Annotated in this window: 16 protein-coding genes; 4 read left to right on the top strand and 12 right to left on the bottom strand. The window is 64.2% G+C overall.

The window, feature by feature from the left end:
- The first annotated feature begins 4 nt into the window (after positions 1–4).
- The gene (locus B0G83_RS32765) at positions 5–694 is read left to right on the top strand and encodes an LrgB family protein (protein ID WP_105511481.1); all 690 of its coding nucleotides are present in this window, start codon (positions 5–7) and stop codon (positions 692–694) included.
- Positions 695–748: 54 nt separating this feature from the next.
- On the opposite strand, the gene B0G83_RS32760 is transcribed toward B0G83_RS32765, so the two are convergent.
- The 7 genes from B0G83_RS32760 to B0G83_RS32730 all read right to left on the bottom strand — a co-directional run bounded on the left by B0G83_RS32760 (position 749) and on the right by B0G83_RS32730 (position 9,771).
- Entirely contained in the window at positions 749–1,714 is a 966-nt protein-coding gene (locus tag B0G83_RS32760) for a D-2-hydroxyacid dehydrogenase (protein ID WP_105511545.1), read from the bottom strand.
- 18 nt (positions 1,715–1,732) lie between these two features.
- Entirely contained in the window at positions 1,733–3,820 is a 2,088-nt protein-coding gene (tkt, locus tag B0G83_RS32755) for a transketolase (protein WP_105511480.1), read from the bottom strand.
- Positions 3,821–4,017: 197 nt separating this feature from the next.
- Entirely contained in the window at positions 4,018–5,877 is a 1,860-nt protein-coding gene (locus B0G83_RS32750; RefSeq protein ID WP_105511479.1) for a TRAP transporter large permease subunit, read from the bottom strand.
- 4 nt (positions 5,878–5,881) lie between these two features.
- Entirely contained in the window at positions 5,882–6,925 is a 1,044-nt protein-coding gene (locus tag B0G83_RS32745; protein ID WP_105511544.1) for a TRAP transporter substrate-binding protein, read from the bottom strand.
- A 146-nt stretch (positions 6,926–7,071) separates the two neighbouring features.
- Positions 7,072–7,836, bottom strand: a complete 765-nt coding sequence (locus B0G83_RS32740) for an SDR family NAD(P)-dependent oxidoreductase (RefSeq protein ID WP_105511478.1) — start codon at positions 7,834–7,836, stop codon at positions 7,072–7,074.
- A gap of 94 nt (positions 7,837–7,930) precedes the next feature.
- A complete protein-coding gene (locus B0G83_RS32735) occupies positions 7,931–8,929 on the bottom strand; it encodes a transketolase family protein (RefSeq protein WP_105511477.1) in 999 nt (332 codons plus the stop codon).
- Positions 8,926–9,771, bottom strand: a complete 846-nt coding sequence (locus B0G83_RS32730; protein ID WP_105511476.1) for a transketolase — start codon at positions 9,769–9,771, stop codon at positions 8,926–8,928. Before B0G83_RS32730 ends, B0G83_RS32735 begins: the two co-directional genes overlap by 4 nt.
- A gap of 131 nt (positions 9,772–9,902) precedes the next feature.
- Between B0G83_RS32730 and gcvA the strand changes: the two genes are divergently transcribed.
- From gcvA to B0G83_RS32715, 3 genes are all read left to right on the top strand, one after another.
- Positions 9,903–10,793, top strand: coding sequence for a transcriptional regulator GcvA (gcvA, locus tag B0G83_RS32725; RefSeq protein WP_105511475.1), 891 nt, complete (start codon positions 9,903–9,905; stop codon positions 10,791–10,793).
- A gap of 116 nt (positions 10,794–10,909) precedes the next feature.
- Positions 10,910–11,623: an alanyl-tRNA editing protein gene (locus B0G83_RS32720; RefSeq protein ID WP_105511543.1), complete on the top strand. Its 714-nt coding sequence runs from the start codon at positions 10,910–10,912 to the stop codon at positions 11,621–11,623.
- Between the two features lie 21 nt (positions 11,624–11,644).
- Positions 11,645–12,499, top strand: coding sequence for an AraC family transcriptional regulator (locus B0G83_RS32715; RefSeq protein ID WP_105511474.1), 855 nt, complete (start codon positions 11,645–11,647; stop codon positions 12,497–12,499).
- Between the two features lie 62 nt (positions 12,500–12,561).
- On the opposite strand, the gene B0G83_RS32710 is transcribed toward B0G83_RS32715, so the two are convergent.
- The 5 genes from B0G83_RS32710 to B0G83_RS32690 form a co-directional block, all read right to left on the bottom strand.
- Positions 12,562–12,960 carry a hypothetical protein gene (locus B0G83_RS32710; protein ID WP_105511473.1) on the bottom strand — a complete coding sequence of 133 codons (399 nt, stop codon included), beginning with the start codon at positions 12,958–12,960 and terminating at the stop codon, positions 12,562–12,564.
- 109 nt (positions 12,961–13,069) lie between these two features.
- A complete protein-coding gene (locus tag B0G83_RS32705) occupies positions 13,070–13,738 on the bottom strand; it encodes an RraA family protein (RefSeq protein WP_105511472.1) in 669 nt (222 codons plus the stop codon).
- The gene (locus B0G83_RS32700; protein ID WP_105511471.1) at positions 13,735–14,775 is read right to left on the bottom strand and encodes an amidohydrolase family protein; all 1,041 of its coding nucleotides are present in this window, start codon (positions 14,773–14,775) and stop codon (positions 13,735–13,737) included. The genes B0G83_RS32705 and B0G83_RS32700 overlap by 4 nt, the downstream gene beginning before the upstream one ends.
- An 88-nt stretch (positions 14,776–14,863) precedes the next feature.
- Positions 14,864–16,186 carry an MFS transporter gene (locus B0G83_RS32695; RefSeq protein WP_105511470.1) on the bottom strand — a complete coding sequence of 441 codons (1,323 nt, stop codon included), beginning with the start codon at positions 16,184–16,186 and terminating at the stop codon, positions 14,864–14,866.
- A 127-nt stretch (positions 16,187–16,313) separates the two neighbouring features.
- Positions 16,314–17,210, bottom strand: a complete 897-nt coding sequence (locus B0G83_RS32690; protein WP_105511469.1) for a LysR family transcriptional regulator — start codon at positions 17,208–17,210, stop codon at positions 16,314–16,316.
- Positions 17,211–17,318 lie beyond the last annotated feature (108 nt).

The following is a 17,318-nucleotide window of genomic DNA, read 5'->3' as shown; positions in this document are numbered from 1 at the left end:
GGCCATGACGACTGCCACGATTTCGCTGGGGCTTATCGCGCTCACCCTTGCCGCCTATTCGGCCGGCAACTGGCTGTATCTGCGTTCGGGGAACCTGCCCATACTGCAACCCGTGCTGATCGCCACCAGTGTACTGGTGGCCGCGCTGCTGGGCACCGGACTGCCGTATGACCGGTATTTCGACGCCACCGCGCCGTTGCACGACCTGCTCGGGCCAGCCGTGGTCGCGCTGGCCGTGCCGCTTTACGAGAACGTCCACAAGGCGCGAGCGGTGCTGTGGCGCATTGCGCTCGCGACCTTGCTCGGCGGCGCGGCCGTCACGGGCAGTGCGTTGCTGCTGGGGCGTGGCTTCGGGTTGAGTCCGTTGATGGAGCGCGCCCTCAGCACCAAATCGCTGACGACGCCGATTGCTTTGTCGGTGGCGAGCAAGATCGGCGGGTCCGTGCCGTTGACGATTCTCGGTGTATTCGTCACGGGGCTGGTTGGTGTGACGTTGACGCCGTTGCTGCTCGAGACGCTTCGTATCGACAATCCGGCGGTAAAGGGTTTCACGCTCGGGTTGACGTCACACACCTTCGGCATCACGCGGGCGCTCGAGTTCGGCTCGGAAGCCGTGGCCTTCGCCACGCTCGGCATGGCGCTGATGGGCTGCACGTCGGCGGTGCTGGTGCCGGTGATTTTCCGGTTGCTGTGAGCGGATCGGGACAGCGGCGCGTGGGCGACGCACCGCGTCCGTCTTCGTCTTCGTTCAATAAGTCCCGCGCACCAGATGACTCGGCGTCCCAGCGACAAAGTTCTCGATGTTGTCCATCAACTGATCCGCCAGGCCCTGCTGCGCCTCATCCGAAGCCCACGCCACATGCGGCGTCAAAATCACATTCGGCCGGCCGGCGACGCGCAGCAGCGGGTTGTCGTCGGCCGGTGGCTCGCCCGCCGTCACATCGAAACCCGCGCCGCTAATCAGCCCTTCGTCGAGCGCCTGCACCAGCGCGTGTTCATCGACCAGTCCGCCGCGCGCCGTGTTGATTAGCAGCGGCCGCCGCTGCATGGCACGAAACTCGGGCATGGCCAGCATGTTGCGCGTGTGCGGCGTGAGCGGACTGTGTACGGTGACGATGTCGCTGGTCGCCAACACTTCGTCCCAGGGCGTGTACAACGGGCCGAGCCCTTCGCGGCCTTTGTGCGCGGCGAACATCGGCTGCATGCCGAAGGCTTTGCCGATTTCCGCGACGCGCTGCCCCAATACCCCTTCGCCGATGATGCCGAGCCGGGCGCCGGCCAGATCGTGAATCGGGTGCGTGAAGAAACAGAATTGCCCGGACTTCTGCCACTCGCCGGCGAGTACGTCCTCGCGATAGGCGATCAGATTGCGCCGCAGCGCGAGGATTAACGCGAAGGTGTGCTCGGGCACCGTGTTGATCGCATAGCCGCGAATATTGCTGACCGCGATGCCGAGGCGTTCGCATGCCGCTTTATCGACGCAATCCGTGCCGGTCGCGGCAACCGCGACGAGCTTTAAATCCGGCAACTGCGCGAGCAGGTTTTCGGTGAGCGCGACCTTGTTGGTAATCGCAATCGAGGCTCCCGCCAAACGTTTAAGGACCTGATCCGGCGTGGTGCGATCGTGCTCGATGAGTTGATGATCGAAGCGCGGCTCGCGCAACACGATTTGCGGCGCCAACGTCGCGCGGTCGAGAAAAACGATCTTATGCATGGTCATGTCCCCGATGATTTAGAGGTGCCGCTTCGCTTCAGCGACGATATATTCCGCGGTGATGCCGAAGTGTTCATACAGCGTTTCCGCCGACGCCGACGCACCGAATCCCGTCATCCCGACGAAGCCACCCCGCTCGCCGAGATAGCGATCCCAGCCGAAACGCAACGCCGCTTCGACGCCCACGCGTACCGTGCCCGCGCCGAGCACCGCCGCACGGTAGGCGTCATCCTGTTCGTCGAAGATCTCCCAGCAGGGCATGGACACCACCGCCGTCGCAATGCCTTCGTCCTGCAAACGACGTCGTGCCTGCAACGCCAGCGCCACTTCGGAACCCGTGGCGAGCAGGGTGACGGCGCGCGGTGCGCCGTCCGCTTCGGCGAGTACGTAAGCGCCGCGTCTCGACAACGACTCGGCGCTATGTTCGCGGCGCACCAACGGTAACGCCTGGCGCGCGAACACCAGCGTGCTCGGACCATGGCGGTGTTCTAGCGCGAGCGCCCAGCATTCGGCGGCTTCCACGGCGTCGGCGGGGCGGAGCACGCGCATGTTCGGCATCGCGCGCAGCGACGCAAGGATTTCGACGGGCTGATGCGTCGGCCCGTTTTTGCCGACGCCGATCGAGTCGTGGCTGAACACGAAATGCACCGGCAACGCCATTAAGGCGGCCATCCGCATGGCGGGCCGTTGATAGTCGGAGAACGCCAGATAGGTGACGCTGGTGGCGATCACGCCGCCATGCGCGGCCATGCCGTTGGCCATCGCGCCCATCAGATGTTCGCGCACGCCGCAGTGAACGTAAGCGCCGCTGCGGTCCGCGGCGGTGAAGGCGTGCAACTGGCGCTTGTGGCCGGTGGGCGCTTCGAGATCGGCACAGCCGACCATGCGCTCCGGCAGCAATGGCGCGAGCAGGTCGCTGATTTCACCCGACACGGCGATGCCGGGCTGGGCTTCGTTGCACTCGACAGCGCGCTTGCGATAGTCGTCGAGCACGTCGCGCCAGCCTTGCGGCAGATGGCCGGACTGCACCCGCTTGAACTCGGCGCGCTGCGCCTCCGGCAACGCGGCGACACGCGCCTGCCATGCGCGATGTTGCGCGTCGCTGCGTTGCCCAGCGGCGCGCCACGAGTTCAGGACCTCGGTGGGCACCTCGAACGGCGCATGCGGCCAGCCGAGCTGTTCGCGCGCCGCGTCGGCGTCGGCCTGGAACAGCTTGCCGCTGTGCCCGCCGCGCTGCCCTTGCAAGCGCGCAATGCCGCGGCCGATCACGGTCTTGCACGCGATCATCGAAGGTCGCGGGTCCGCACGCGCGATCGTCAATGCCGCCGATACCGCTTCCAGATCGTGCCCGTCCACTTCGATCACCTGCCAGCCGCCGACCCGAAAGCGCGCGCAGACGTCTTCGCTGATCGACAGCGCGGTGCTGCCGTCGTCGGTGATCTGGTTGTCGTCCCAGCAGAGAATCAGTTTGCCTAGTTGCAGATGCCCGGCCAGTGAAATCATTTCCTGGCCGATGCCTTCCTGCAAACAGCCGTCGCCGACCAATGCGTACGTGTAGTGATCGACCAGATCGCGGCCGAATTTCGCCGCGAGATACGCTTCGGCGATCGCCATGCCGAACGCGTTGGCGATACCCTGGCCGAGCGGGCCGGTGGTGGCTTCGATGCCGTGCGCCGGTTCGTATTCGGGGTGACCCGCGCAATGCGAGCCGAGTTCGCGGAACGACTGAAGCTGCGCGAGGCTAATCGCGCTGTAGCCGGTCAGGTAGAGCAGTGCGTAAAGCAGCAGCGAGCCATGTCCGTTCGACAGCACGAAGCGGTCGCGATCGGGCCACGTGGGATCGTCGGGATTGAACTTGAGGTGCCGGGTGAATAGCGCGGTGGCGATTTCCGCCATGCCGAGCGGCACGCCTTGATGGCCTTCGCCGGCGCGCAGGATCGCGTCGATGGAGAGGAAGCGGATCGCGTCGGCGAGCGGCAGCGTAAGGGCTTGCGGTTGCGCGTTCGTTTGCGCGAGCGTCGACGCGGCTTGCGTCGGCGCGCCCGAATGCGCAAGGGAAGCGGGCGAAGCGTTGAACACAGCGGGCTGGGCTTCGGTGGTGGACATGGCAACAGGCTCCTCTACGCCAGCCCGCCAGGCGGGCGGCGGCAATCGGATAGATTGGAACGAACGGAATGATTCGGCGGCGAAGCGGGTAGAGCGGCAGAAACGGGAGCAACGTAAAGAACGGGCGGAGCAAGCCTGCGCGAGGTCGCGTTGCGTCGTGCTCAGGGCAACGTAACGCAACCTCGCGTGTCAGCGGTTCAATGCAGGAACCCGATCGAGATCCACGGTACCGCGGCCACCACGATCAACCCGACCATCAACGCGGCGATATAGCCCAGAATCGGCTTCATGCCTTCGTCCGGGTGAATACGGCTCACGGCACATGCGGAGTAATAGCCCACGCCGAACGGCGGCGCGAACAGGCCCACGCCCATCGACAGGATCACGACCATGGCGTAATGCACGTCGTGAATGTGCATGGCGCGCGCGATCGGGAACATCAGCGGACCGAACAGCACGATGGCCGGAATTCCTTCGAGCACGCTGCCGAGAATCACGAACACGCAGATCGACGCCGCCATGAACATCGCCGCGCCCCCGGGCAACGCGCCCAGCGTTTGCGCGAGCTGGCCCGAGAAGCCGGACTGGGTCAGCGCCCACGCCATCGCGGTGGCCGCGCCGATGATCAGCAGGATCGCGCCGGACAGCGACGCGGTATCGATCAGCATCGGCTTGAGCCGTCTCCATTCAAAGCGGCGATAGATCAGCAGGCCCGCCAGCACCGCATACGCAATGCCGATGGTGGACACTTCGGTCGCCGTCGCGATGCCTTCGACAACGGCCGCGCGAATCACGAACGGCAACGCCAGCGCCGGGAATGCGATCACGAGCTTGCGCAGAATCTCGCCGCGCGTCGCGCGCTTCACGCCGGACATATCCTCGCGCCGGTAGCGCCATTGCACGACGAGGCACAACGTGAACGCCAGCACGATGCCAGGCAGCATGCCGCCCGTGAACAGCGCCGAGATCGACACGCCGGTCACCGAACCGAGCGTGATGAGAACGAGGCTCGGCGGAATCGTTTCAGTTTGCGCGCCGGTCGCGGCGAGCAGCGCGACCAGATCGCCGGGTTTCGCACCGCGCGCTTTCATCTCCGGAAACAGCACGGGCGCGACGGCGGCCATGTCGGCGGCTTTCGAACCCGAGATACCGGACACCAGATACATCGCGCCGACCAGCACATACGACAAACCGCCGCGCACATGGCCGAGCAGGCTCGCGAGAAACGCGATCATCGCGGCGGCCATGCCGGTCATCTCGATCAACTGGCCGAGAAACACGAACAGCGGCACGGACAGCAGAATCAGATGCGACATCCCTTCGTCCATCCGGCCGACCACCACCGGCATCGGCGTGTTGGTGGTGAGCGCGAGGTAGCCGAAGGTGGCGAGCCCGAACGAGAATGCAATCGGCACGCCGCTCAATACGCCGAGCGCAACGAGCCCGACGAAAAAGATCAGCAGGTTGAGATTGCCGAGATCGCGCAACATCGGCCCGAGCAGAACGAAGACGCCGACCAGCGCGCCGACGGTGGCCAGCGCGGCCAGAATCAGCCGCCAGTTGCCCATGCGCGCGAGCCGTACCACGGCGACCAGCAGCATCAGCGCCGAGCCGATCGGCAAAGCGGCCGCGCGCCACGAATTCGACAGTTCGAGCGCGGGCGTGGTGATAAACGACTCGTCCTGCGCGAAGCTGATCGCGGGGCCGACCACCATCGCCAGAAACGCGATCGGCGCGGCGATCGCCACCACGTCGAGAAACGCCCGCACGCCCGGCGACGCCATGCCAACCAGCGCCGTCATCCGCATATGCTCGCCGCGCCGCAACGCGATCACGGCGCCGAGCATGGCGAGCCACAGGAACAGCATCGACGCGAGTTCGTCGGACCAGACGAGCGGCGCATGCAGCACGTAGCGGCTCGTCACGCCGGCCAGCAGCACGCCGATTTCCGCCAGCACCAGCAATGCGGCGGGAATTTCCACCAGATGCCCGAGCGCGGAATCGAGCGCGCAGGCGAAGCGGTGCTGCGCGTCGTGCGAATAGAAGATCGTGGTCATCGCATTACCCCAGTTTTCCGACGGACTTCTCCAGCAGACCCCAGGCTTCGTCGCCGTATTTGCCCTTCCAGTCGCGGTAGAAGCTCGTCTTGGCCAGCGCGGCGCGGAACGCTTCACGATCCACGTCGACGAAGGTAATGCCCTTCGACTTCAGATCGTCGCGCAGCGAGTTGCTGAGCTTCGCGATATCCGCGCGTTGCAGCATCGCGGCCTTCTCGAACTCGCGCGTGACGATCGCGCGAATGTCGGCCGGCAGACGTTCCCACGCGGCGCGGTTGCCGAGAATCCAGTAACCGTCCCACACGTGCGACGTCAGGCTGATGTACTTCTGCACTTCGTACAGCTTGGCGGTGGCGATGATGGGCAGCGGATTCTCCTGACCTTCCACCACGCCCGTTTGCAGCGCCGAATACAGTTCGTTGAAGTTGATCGGCGCCGGTCCCGCGTCGAGCGCCTTGAACAGCGAGGTCAGCATCGGCGCCTGCGGCACGCGAATCTTGAAGCCCTTCAGATCGGCGGGCGCGCGCAATGCACGCGTGGACGAACTGATCTGCCGGAAGCCGTTGTCCCACACTTTGCTGACCGACACGATGCCGGACTTGGTGATTTGCGCGCGAATGTAATTGCCGAGGTCGCCGTCCATTGCTTTCCAGACCGCGTCGTAATCCTTGAACGCGAAACCGGTATTGACGATGCCGGCGGCCGGCGTGAGCGTCGCCAGAATCGACGAAGCCTGGTTGAAGAATTCCACGCCGCCGTTGCGCACCTGCGAGAGCAGGTCGGTGTCTGAGCCTAGCTGATTCTGCGGAAACAGCTTGATGTCGAGACGGCCGTTGGTCGCGTCGCGAATGTGGTTGATCGCTTCCTGCGCGCGGATGTTGACCGGATGCGTCGGGTCCTGGCCGGTCGCGAGTTTGTACGAGAACTCGGGCGCGGCGAGCGCGCGGCGCGACACGCTCCATAACGGCGCGGCGGCGGTCAAGGTCGCGCCGGCCTTCAGAAAGGTGCGGCGACTGATGCCCTGGGGGGCGTTCGAACGGGTAGTCATGGTGTCTTCCTCCAATTCCGGATCGCGCGTCGTTATGTTTTTTGCCTTCAAGGCGCGGTGGCTGCACGTATGGCTCGCCGCGCCTGTCCCGTCTACCGCCTGTGAGTCATGAACAGGTCATGACTCAATCGTCCATCAACCGTGAATCAGCCGTGAATCAGCATGCCGCCGTTCACGTCGATCACGGCGCCCGTGATATACGACGACAGCGGCGACGCGAGAAACAGGAACGCGCCGGCCACGTCGTCGGGCACACCGAGGCGATCCAGAGGAATCCCGGCGAGAATCTCGCCGCGTTTGTCGTCGCTGATCTTGCCGGCGTTGATGTCGGTCTGAATCAGGCCCGGCGTCACGCAGTTCACCCGAATACCGTCAATGCCGAGTTCCCGCGCCATCGCCTTGGCGAGACCGAGCACGCCCGCCTTCGCCGCCGAATAGTGCGGGCCGCCGAGAATGCCGCCGCCGCGCTGCGCCGACACCGACGACATGCAGCCAATCGAGCCGCTCTTCTGTTTCTTCATTTGCGGCACGACCGCTTGCGACAGATACAGCACGCCGCGCAGATTGACGTCGAGAATCCGATCCCAGCCCGCCGCGTCGATATCGAGCAGTTTGGCGGCCTGGGTAATGCCGGCGTTGTTGATCAGCACGTCGATTGCGCCGAAGTCGGCGACTGTGCGTTCGACGGCGGCCTGACACGCGCCGCGATCGGTGACGTCGCACGCATAGCCGCGATGTGCGCTGCCGATCGATGCGGCGGCTTCCACGGCGGCGTTTTCGTCGAGATCGAAAATCGCGACGCGCGCGCCGTGCGCGGCGAACATGCGGGCGGTCGCCATGCCGATACCGCGCGGCGACGCTCCACCGGAAATAACGGCGACTTTGCCGTCGAGAAGACGTGACTCGGACATGATGCGGATCTCCTGAATGGAATGCTTATGGATTGCTACGTTGCTGGCTATTGGTGACTACGCGGTGACTACGCTTGCCGGTCGTCAAACCGGTTCAGCGCAGCCAGTCTTTGATCGTGTCGCACATAGCCGCCGTGGAAATACCGTAACGGTCGTGCAACGTGGGCAGCGCGCCCGCATCGAGAAACGCGTCGGGCAGGCCGATCTGGCGGAACGGCGGGGTGACGCCGTTGGTCAGCAGCACATTGGCCACCGCTTCGCCGAGCCCGCCGATCACCGTATGGTTCTCCGCGACGACCACCAACCTCCCCGGCCGGCGTGCTTCGCGCAGCAGCGTGACGGAGTCCAGCGGTTTGATGGTCGGCACATGCAGCACGCCCACGTCGATGCGGTCGGTGGCAAGTTCCCGGGCGGTTTCCAGCGCGCGCATGGTCATGATTCCGGACGAGACGATCAGTACCTCGGCGCCGTCGCGCAGCAGCTTTGCCTTGCCGAGTTCGAACCGGTAGCCGTATTCGTCGAGTACGACGGGCACGTTGCCGCGCAATAAGCGCGCGTAAACCGGGCCGCGATGATCGGCGATGGCGGGCACCATCTGTTCGATTTCCAGCGCATCGCACGGGTCGATCACCGTGAGGTTCGGCATCGCGCGGAACAGCGCGAGGTCTTCGGCCGCCTGGTGGCTCGGGCCGTAACCGGTCGTGAGACCCGGCAGCGCGCAGACCAGCTTGACGTCGAGATTGTCTTCGGCGATGGCCTGGTGGATGAAGTCGTACGCACGGCGCGCGGCGAATACCGCGTAGGTGGTGACGAACGGCTGTGCGCCTTCGTGCGCCATGCCGGCCGCCGCGCCCATCAGCAGTTGCTCGGCCATGCCCATCTGATAGAAGCGTTCGGGGTATGCCTTCGCGAACAGATGCAGGTCGGTGTATTTGCCGAGATCGGCGGTCATGCCGACCACCTCGGGCCGGTGGCGCGCCAGTTCGACCAGCGCGTGACCGAACGGCGCCGAACGCGTGATCTGACCTTCACCGGCAATCGACGCGATCATCGCCGAGGTTTTCAAACGCGCTTTCGGGGCGGCGGCGCTCATACGTTTCTCCCGGCTTCCAACGCCTGCAGCGCGAGTTGCCACTCGTGCGCATCGACGCGGATAAAGTGGTTTTTCTCGCGGGCTTCGAGAAACGACACGCCACAGCCCATCCGCGTGTCGCAGACGATAATGCGCGGCTGCGCGTCGGGGTGAGCGCGGGCCGCGTCGAAGGCGGCCACCACGGCGGCGAGGTCGTTGCCGTCCACGCGCTGCACGAACCAGCCGAATGCCTGCAACTTGTCGACCAGCGGCTCGAACGCCATCACGTTCGACGACGGTCCGTCGGCCTGCTGGTTGTTCACGTCGACCATGGCGATCAGGTTGTCCAGTTGCCAGTGCGCGGCGGACATCAGGCCCTCCCAGACCGCGCCTTCGTCGAGTTCGCCGTCGGAGAACAGCGTGTAGACGAAGGCGTCCGACTGTTTGCGCTTCAGGCCGAGACAGCGACCCACCGCGATCGTCAAACCCTGGCCGAGCGAGCCGCCGGACATTTCCATGCCGGGCGTGTAGCTCGCCATGCCGGACATCGGCAGACGGCTGTCGTCGCTGCCGTAGGTCTCCAGTTCTTCGTCGGCGATGATGCCGGCTTCGATCAGCGCGGCGTAGAGCGCAATCGCGTAGTGGCCGTTGGACAGCAGGAAGCGGTCGCGGCCCTCCCAGTCCGGATCGTCGGCGCGATAACGCAGGGCGCGGAAGTACGCGACCGCCAGTACATCGGCGATGTCGAGCGCCTGGCCGATATAGCCCTGGCCTTGCACTTCGCCCATTCGCAGCGCGTTGCGGCGGATCTGGTACGCGTGCTCCTTGAGCGCTGCGTAGGGGGCGGTTTCGCTGGGGTTCACTAGGCGTCTCCTTGATTTTTTATGGTCCGCTTCGACACCGCGGCCAGTGATTCAAGCGTAATCTCGCGCCCGCTTGCGCTCAAACGAATTAAGATGGCCAATAGATGAATTGAATTCACGTTGGTGCTGCCATGCACAATCGCGTCACGCTCAAGTCGATACAAGCCTTCGAAGCCGCCGCGCGGCTTTCGTCGTTTGCGCTCGCAGCAGAAGAACTGTTCGTGACGCCGTCCGCGATCAGCCATCAAATCAAGCTGCTTGAAGAGCAATTAAGCATTCGTCTGTTCCATCGGCTGCATCGCACGGTGCTGCTGACCGACTCGGGGCGGCAATACGCTGAGGAAATCACGTCGGCGTTCGCGCGGATCGACGCGGCCACTCGCGAGATCGGCCGCGTGGCGAAGAGCGACATCCTGACGATTCACTGCACGCCGAGCTTCGCGACGCAATGGCTGATGCCGCGTATCGCGCGCTTCAGCGCGACGCATCCGGATATCGACGTGCGCCTGAATGCATCGTCGGAAGCGGCGGATCTGATTTCAGGCGCGGTCGACATCGACATCCGCTATGGGCCGCGCAAGCTGCAACCGGCCGGCACGCTGGTGCTCGAACTGCCGCCGGAGACGATCGTGCCGCTTTGTTCGCCCGCGTTGATGAGCGGGGACTATCCGCTGCTGAGCGTCGCGGATCTGCAGCACCATCCGCTGGTTCATAGCGAAGGGTGTCTGGTCGGCTGGCGTGACTGGATGCGTTTGCATCGAAAGACACGGGTCGATATTGGCCGGGGGCCGCGTTTCGATCGCTCGTTCATGGCGTTGAGCGCTGCTGTCGATGGGCTCGGCGTGTGCCTGGAAAGCTTGTTGCTCGCGCAACGTGAATTGGAAACGGGGCGGCTGATCGCGCCGTTCGGGTTGGAAGGACTGGAGGTGCGGGGGTATACGCTGAATCTGCTGAAGTCGCGCGCGGACTTGCCGAAGCTGCATAGCTTTCAGGACTGGTTGTTTGCGGAACTGGAGCGGTGAGTTGCCGTTTTGAGCGGTAGGCAGCTGATTCGATCCAGAGCATTTTTAACCAAGACACCCACCCCTGAGACTCAGTATGCTTGGCCTCATTCGTCATCTCATACGGGAACCTCACCGTGGCGCACTACCTCTGCCATGAACAGCCGGATCTGCTGGATTTCGACACGACGGTACTCGCCGCGCGACCCGGCGCGGTCGTGCTGGGGCGTTCCGCGCTGCACCCAGGCGGCGGCGGCCAGGTCTCGGACGCGGCCATGCTGACGCACGCGCACGGCGCCGCGCGCATTACCGGCGTCGCGGCGGAAGGCGGTCTGCTATGGCACTTGCTCGACGAACCGCTCGAACTGAGCGGCGACGTGCATGTCGCCATCGACGCGACGCGTCGCGCCACCGTCGCGCAACTGCATACCGGTACGCATATTCTCAACGCGCTGGTGTACCAGCGTTTCGCCGGCGCGCTCGTGACCGGCGCGCAGATCAACGCCGACGGCACGGCGCGCATGGACTTCGATTTGCCCGACGCGGACAACGACGCGCTGCGCGCGCTCGAAGAACCGGTCAACGAAGTGATCCGCCGCGCCATGGACGTGCGCATCTATTACGTCAGCGCAGCCGAAGCGCAGTCGACCGAAGGCTTGATTCGCAGCTTGTCGGTCGCGCCGCCGCCCACGTCGGACGGCCGCGTGCGGATCGTCGAGATCGGCGATCTGGACCGGCAGGCTTGCGGCGGCACGCATCTGAGCAACACCGCCCAGTCGCGTCAAATCCGTATCGGCAAGATCGAAAACAAAGGCCGCCGCAATCGCCGTGTCAGAATCGAGCTGGTTTGATGAACACGCGGAGGCCTCTGCATGCAAACGTCGGATAAGAGCGAACCGGAAGTGGTCTGCTGGCGCGATGGCGCGCTCGACGGCGCGTGCCTCGCGACCGCCCGTTACGGCAATCACAAGTTCGACCGGCATCTGCACGACGAACTCGTCATCGTCATGACGGAGAGCGGCGCGGGGCAATGCCATACGCGCGCCGGCAGCGACGTCGCCGGACCCGGCAGCGTGCTGGTGTTCGGTCCCGGCGAGTATCACAGCGGCGAAGTGTGGGAAGGCCGCGAATGGATTTACCGGGCCATTTATCTCGACATGGAAGGATTGGGCGCGCTGAGCGCGGTGTTCTCGCCGGAGGCGCGCGCCGACAGTCCGCTGGTGATTCCGCCGGGGCTTTACCAGGATCCGCATCTCGCGGGTCTGCTGGTGAAAGCGCACGCGAGCCTCGACGAACAGCGCGCGGTATCGCTGATGGAGCGGCAGGCGAACTGGTGGGGCGCCATGGGGATGCTGGTCGGCCGCTATGGCGAATCCGCGCAGCGCTACGGCGAGGCGCGCCGTGAGGCGCGCAAAATGGCGCAGGTGCGCGAGTACCTCGAAGCCAACTACGAGCGGGATATCTCAGTCGATGAACTCGCGGAGCTGGTGGGCTTGAGCCGCTACTACCTCACGCGTGCGTTCTGCAAGGAGTTCGGTTTGCCGCCGCACGCTTATGCGACACAAGTGCGATTGCTGGCCGCAAAACGACTGCTCGCGACGGGGCACAATGCAGCGAGCGCGGCTGCGGCCGTTGGGTTTTACGACCAGAGCCATTTGAATCGTCTGTTCAAGCGAGCGTACGGGATCACGCCGGGGAAGTACGCGGCGCTGAAGCCGGGGCATTAGTTTTTTGCGGGCGCGTGGGGCGCTTTGGAGCATACCGCTCCGCACCACATGCCCTAAAAAACTCAGGCCGGTAACGGTACATCCTCGATCAATACCGACTGCAACAGGCGCATCCGCCGGTCGACAAAATATCCGCCGCCTTCGGTGTAGCGCAAATAAAGACGGCTGCACAGCGAGCATCGCCAGACCGCACAACGGTTATACGGAAAGTAACGCGGTGCGATCGGCGCGTCGGCCGCCCAATAATTCGTTTTGCCCGGCAGATACTCGCTGAAGGTCGGCTCCGGATCGTCCTCCGGCGCCAGTGTGCCGACTTCTTCGAACTGCGTTTCGTCGATCGACAGCGGCTGCGATTGCCAGCCGTCGAGCGGCGTTTTCGGGCATGAGCAAGGCGTGGCAACGAGTGCTTCCGCTTCACGCGCGAGGGCCAACAGCGTCGCCGCGTTCAGATAGTCCGCCATAACGGCCAGGGTTCCTGCAGGATTGTTTAAAAACGCCGCGAGCGCAGACAAACCATCCAGCGCGCGTTGCACCGCCGCTATCATGCCCGCGCTCGCGGCGCAGGGAAAGTCAGTTGTTCATCATCCGTTCCCGTTGCGGCACGACCCACGAGCGGTCGAAGCGTCCTTCGGCGATGGCTTTGAGCGACGCCGTTTCCTTCGCGTGCTGACGGCGCGCACCTTCGATCACGGCTTCCACATCGGCGGGCGCGATCGCGAGCAGCCCGTCCTCATCACCCACGATGATGTCGCCCGGATGCACCGCCATACCGCCCACCGTCACCGGTACGTTGATCTCGCCCGGCCCGTTCTTGTATGGCCCGCGATGCGTGACGCCGCGCGCGTACACCGGAAAGTCGCGCAGCCGCAGCGCACCGACGTCGCGGATCGCGCCGTCGATCACGAGGCCTTGCACGCCGAGACTTTCCGCGTAGCTCGCCATGATTTCACCCATCAGCGCCTGCGTGAGGTCACCGGCGCCGTCGATCACCAGCACGTCGCCGGGCCGGCAAAAGTCGAACGCGCGATGAATTGCCAGATTGTCGCCCGGCCGCGTATGGACCGTGACCGCGGTGCCGGCCATCGGCCGGGGTTGATGGTACGGGCGCAAGCCGACCATGCCGCTGGAGCGCGCCATGTTGTCGCTGAGCAGCGACACCGCCAGTTCCCGCAATGCGTCGAGTGTGGCCGCGTGGGCCTGAGGCGCGGAGTCGTATTCGCGCCAGCCGATTGGATTCATACCGTTGCCCCTTGTGTGGCGAATTGACGATCGAGTTGCCGCGACAGACGCGGATAAACATTGCGTGCGTTGTCTTCGTAGATACACTGCCGGTCCGCGGCGCTCAGCCAGTCGATCGCGTCGATATAGCGGCGCGTGTCGTCGTAGTAGTGGCCGGTTTCCGGATCGATACCCTGCACCGCGCCGATCGTTTCCGACGCGAACAGAATGTTCCCGACCGGAATCACCTTGGCGAGCAATTCGGCGCCGGGCTGGTGATAGACGCAGGTGTCGAAGAACACGTTGTTCAGCAGATATTCGCTGAGCAGCGGGCGTTGCATGTCTTGCGCGAGGCCGCGATAGCGTCCCCAGTGATACGGCACCGCGCCGCCGCCGTGCGGAATGATCAGACGCAGCGTGGGAAAGTCGGCGAACAGATCGCCTTGCAGCAACTGCATGAACGCCGACGTATCGCCGTTGATGTAATGCGCGCCCGTCGCGTGGAAATTCGCATTGCACGACGACGACACGTGAATCATGGCCGGCACGTCGAGTTCGACCATCGCTTCGTAGAGCGGATACCAGCTGCGATCCGTGATCGGCACACCGGACCAATGCCCGCCGGACGGATCCGGATTCAGATTGCAGCCGATAAACCCGAGCTCTTCGACGCAGCGCCGCAATTCGGCGATGCAGTTGGCGGGCGGCACGCCGGGCGCCTGCGGCAACTGGCATACGCCGACGAAGTTGCGCGGAAACAGTCCGCACACGCGGTGGATGAGATCGTTGGATTCGCTGGACCAGACCGCGTTGGCCTCGGCGGAGGCGAGGTGATGACCCATGCCGGCGGCGCGCGGCGAGAAAATCGTCAGATCGGTGCCGCGTTCGCGCTGAATTCGCAGCTGACCGTTTTCGATGCTGTCGCGAATCTCGTCGTCGCTAATCGTGGGGCGGGGCGGCGGCATGCCCCCGTCTTTCAGCGCGGCGATCTGCTGCGCGCGCCAGGCTTCGTGCTGGCGAGGCGCGGTCGTGTAGTGACCGTGGCAATCGATAATCATGGTGTGCAATACCCTTCAGTTGTGCTCGTGCTTGCGCTTTTTGCCTGTGCATGCCGGATTCGCTGGGTCGCGCCGGCGTGAAAGGTCCTCAGGTTCGTGGCGCGGCATCGCCATGAGCGAGCGAGGCGGATTCGTCCTCGGCCGGCGTGACTCGCATGACCAGCGCGATGATCGTCGCGACGATCAGGAATGCCGCGATAGTCAGCAGCGCCAGCTTGAAATTGCCGGTCGCGTTGCGCACGAGTCCGATGCTCCAGGGACCGACCAGGCCGCCGAACTGCGCGATCGTATTGATCAGCGCGATCGTCGCCGCGCCCGCCGCGCCGGTTCTGAACGACGACGCCAGGCTCCAGAACAGCGGATTGCCCGCATAGATGAACAGCCCGGTCACGCACAGCAACACATAAGCAATCACGGGACTCGGCGCGTACGCGCTACCGGCGATTGCCAGCGCGCTCATGCCATATACGAATGCGAGGTGTTTCTTGCGGTCGCCGGTGCGGTCCGAACTGCGGCTGATCAGGAAGGTGCCCAACACGCCAAGCAAGGGCGGCGCGGCCGACAGAAACCCGACTTCGAGATTGGTCAGATGGCCGAGGCTTTTGACGATTTGCGGTAGCCATAGAAACAGCCCGTAAATCCCGACCAGCGCGCAGCCGAACAGACAGGCTAGACTCCAGACGCGAATGTCGCCGGCCACGCGCAGCAGCGGAAAGTGCGTGTTGCCGCCCAGCGCGTCGCGTTCCGTAGCGAGTGTGGCTTCGAGCCAGTTTTTTTCGTCGGCGGAGAGCCAGTCGGCGTCTGCGGGGCGTTCGGTCATGATGCGCAGCGTCACGAGACCTAGCAGCATGGCGGGCACGCCTTCGAGAATGAACATCCATTGCCAGCCCTGTAATCCGAGCACGCCGTTCGCGTACGTCATCAACGCGGTCGAGATCGGACCGCCCAACACCGCGGAAAACGATCCCGCGATGATGTAGCCGCCCACCGCGCGCGCCCGGTAGCGTACCGGAAACCATTTGGTCAGATACACCGCGACGCCCGGCAGAAAACCCGCTTCCATCACGCCGAGCAGAAAGCGCAGCACGTAGAAGCTCGAATCGTTGAAGACGAATGCGGTGGCCGCCGCGACCGCGCCCCACGTAAGAAGAATGCGCGCGATCCAGCGGCGTGCGCCGACGCGATGCAACAGAAGATTGCTCGGCACTTCCAGCAGCATGTAGCCGAAGAAAAAGATACTGCCCGCAAAGCCAAACACCGCCGGGCTGAAGCCCAACTGTTTGTTCATGTCGAGCGCGGCGAAACCGATGTTGATCCGGTCGAGGTAGTTGAAGAACATCATCGCAAAGAGCAGGGGCATCAGGCGCCCATACACTTTGCGCATGGTTGCGGCTTCATCGATCGAGGGCATTGACGTTGTCTCCGTGTGGCGACAGTCATTGCTGCCGCTGCGTTCTTTGTCATGAGTGTGAGCCCATGATAAGAACGCGCGGATCAGGAGTCCAAGACCGCTTACTTATGCTTGTATAGGTTTTTGCTTATAGTGCCGCGTCGCCGAGCGGCGGCAGGCAGTCGAGAAATGCCCGCAGATGCGGCGATGCATCATCGGCGCGGAAGGTGGCCGCGAGGGTTGAACGATACGACGAACCCGGTCCCGCGAGATGACGGAACACGACGTCGTTGCGCCCATGCCGCGCCACCGATTCGCCTATGAACGTGACGCCCAGCCCCGCCGCCACCAGAGCGATGGCGGTTTGAATTTCATACGCCTCGTGCGCGACGAAGGGCGTCACGCCGGCGTCGCGATACAGCGACAGCACCGAGCGTTTGAACTGCGCGTTCTGGTGCTTCGGATACAGGATCAACGGCGTATCGGCGAGCTCCGTGATCTGCACGGTCTGGTGCGCCGCAAGCGGGTGATTCGGTTCGAGTGCGGCCATTACGCGTTCGCGCATGAGCGGATACGACGTGCAGCCCTCGACGGCGACAGGCTGCCGGCCGATGCCGACATGAATGCGCAGATCGCGCAGCGCATCGGTCTGTTCTTCGGTGAGCATCTCGAACAGTTTCAGTTCGACCTGCGGGTACGCGTGATGAAACGCTTTGAGCGCGGGCGGCAGCACGCTATACATCGACGAGCGCGTGAAGCCGACGCTGAGCCAGCCGCGTCGGCCCACGCCGATTTCCTGCGCCGCGCGCGTCACCTGTTCGACCGAGCCGAGAATCTGCCGCGCTTCGCTGCACAGATAATGGCCGGCTTCGGTCAGCGCCAGCGGCCGTCTGGCCCGGTCCACCAGTTGCGTGCCGAGCCGCTCTTCGAGTGAACGGATCTGCTGGCTCAGCGCCGGTTGCGCAATATGCAAGCGCTCGGCGGCACGGCTGAAATTGAGTTCCTCGGCAAGAATCACAAAGCACTGCAGGGCCCTAAGGTTCATCACGCTTGTCCTGATACCTGATCTCCGGTAGGTACAGGATAACGGGTCGGCAGCGGCCGGGCGCGTTTCATCGAAGAGAAGTTCGCCCTAACGCCGCCGATCAATCAG

The organism is Paraburkholderia sp. BL21I4N1 (assembly GCF_002973525.1).
Taxonomy (GTDB): domain Bacteria; phylum Pseudomonadota; class Gammaproteobacteria; order Burkholderiales; family Burkholderiaceae; genus Paraburkholderia.
Note: the sequence above shows the minus strand (reverse complement) of the source record. Positions and strands in the feature narration are given on the sequence as shown.